This is a genomic window from Streptomyces sp. NPDC057654 (assembly GCF_042800135.1).
Classification (GTDB): Bacteria; Actinomycetota; Actinomycetes; order Streptomycetales; family Streptomycetaceae; genus Streptomyces.
This window is the reverse complement of record NZ_JBHVHQ010001240.1, coordinates 1-1,831: the sequence shown is the minus strand read 5'-3', so window position 1 is coordinate 1,831 and position 1,831 is coordinate 1. Positions and strand designations below refer to the sequence as shown.

The window sequence follows — 1,831 nt, the reverse complement described above, 5'->3', positions numbered from 1 at the left end:
GGGTTGCATACGACCCCCGGCGGCCGTTCGGTTTTCGGACAGTCGTTCCGGGTCCGATTATCGAGCGTCGAGAACCGTTCACCGGACGGTGGAATCCAGCAGTGAGCGCGTGGTTCCACTTGGTCATCGGCCGGAGTTCATCCTGTCATTGGCGGTTATCAGCTAAAAATTTTCGCTACAGCAGCCTTCGAACCGATGAACCTGTCCTGAAACGCTCTGATCGCTTTGACTCTGAAGGGGCGCATCGTCAAATGTCTGGCAAATGAGCACCCCTCACCAGGCCGCGGCGGGCGGCCTGCTTCGGCACCGGGACTTCCGGCACCTGCTGTCCGGCGCGGCGGCGAGCCAGGTCGGCGCGCAAGTGACCCTGGTCGCCCTGCCCTTGGTCGCCGTACTCGAACTCGACGCCCCCGCGTTCCAGGTGGCCCTGCTGACCGCCGCGGAGACCGCCGCGTTCCTCCTCGTGGGCCTGCCCGCCGGCGCCTGGGTGGACCGGATGCGCAAGCTCCCGGTGCTGATCCGGGCCGACGTCGTCCGGGCCGTGGCGATGGCCAGCATCCCGGCCGCCGCCGTGGCCGGCTTCCTGACCATGGCCCAGCTCTACGCCGTGGCCCTGATCACCGGCGTCGCCACGGTCTTCTTCGACGTCTCGCACCAGAGCTACCTGCCGCAGCTCCTGCCCAAGGAGCGGCTCGTCGCGGGCAACGGCGCGCTGGAGACCGTACGCTCCTCCGCCCAGGTGGCGGGCCCCGGCCTCGGCGGCGGACTCGTCCAGCTCCTCGGCGCGCACCTCGCGATCGTCGCCGACGCGGTCGGCTACGCCGTCTCCGCGCTGTTCCTGCTCGCCATCCGGCACAAGGAGCCCGCGCCGCGCGCCGAGGGCGCGGACACGTCGCTGCGCGCCGAGATCGGCGAGGGGCTCGGCTTCGTGCTGCGCCAGCCGCTGCTGCGGGTCATCGTCATGACCACCGGGCTCGGCAACTTCTTCTCCGCGCTGCTGCTGTCCGTACAGACGGTGTTCCTGGTGCGCGTCCTCGACCTGCCGCCCGCCGCCATAGGGCTGATGCTGTCCTCCTCGGCCGTCGGCGGGCTCGCCGGCGCGCTCTGCGCGGGACGGCTCGCGCGGGGGCTCGGCCAGGCCCGGATCATCTGGCTCTCCGCCCTGGTCAGCGGGCCGTTCGCGCTCCTGTGGCCGCTGGCCGGGCACGGCGCCGCGGCCGCCCTGTTCGCGGTGGGCTCCGCGGTGGTCTTCTTCGGGGCCGTCGTCTACAACGTCGCCCAGGTCAGCTTCCGGCAGCTGCTCTGCCCGCCCCGGCTGCTGGGCCGGATGAACGCCACGACGCGCTTCCTGGTCTGGGGCACCATGCCGCTCGGCGCGCTCGCGGGCGGCGCCGTCGCGGGCGCGTACGGGCCGCGGGCCGCGGTGTGGGTGTGCGCGGTCGGCTTCCTCGCCGTCCCGCTGCCGCTGCTCTTCTCGCGGCTGCGGACGATGCGCGACCTGCCCGCCGCCGAGCCGGACGAGCCCGACAAGGGTCCCGGCACGGATCCCGACGCGGTCGCCGAGACCGCCTCGGTCAACTGAGCCCTTCGTCGCCACACCCCTGACCACCTGCCGCGTACAGCGGCGCGAGCACGAGCACGACAAGAGAGAGGACACCGTGCACCACAGCATCACGGGCCAGTACCTCGCCCGGTTCCGGCGGACCGCGGACGGCGCGGACACCCCCCGCGGCCTGCTCCCCTTAACCGGCGCGCAGCGGCGGTTCCTCCTGGTCCGCTCGCTCGACCCACAGGGGCGGCCCGACGTCGTCCCGCTCTTCTACGCCTTCCC

1 protein-coding gene is annotated in these 1,831 nt (G+C 72.1%); it reads left to right on the top strand.

All coding sequences use genetic code 11. The features are described from left to right. The first annotated feature begins 262 nt into the window (after positions 1-262). Positions 263-1,582 carry an MFS transporter gene (locus ACFU99_RS42400; RefSeq protein WP_384403807.1) on the top strand — a complete coding sequence of 440 codons (1,320 nt, stop codon included), beginning with the start codon at positions 263-265 and terminating at the stop codon, positions 1,580-1,582. Positions 1,583-1,831 lie beyond the last annotated feature (249 nt).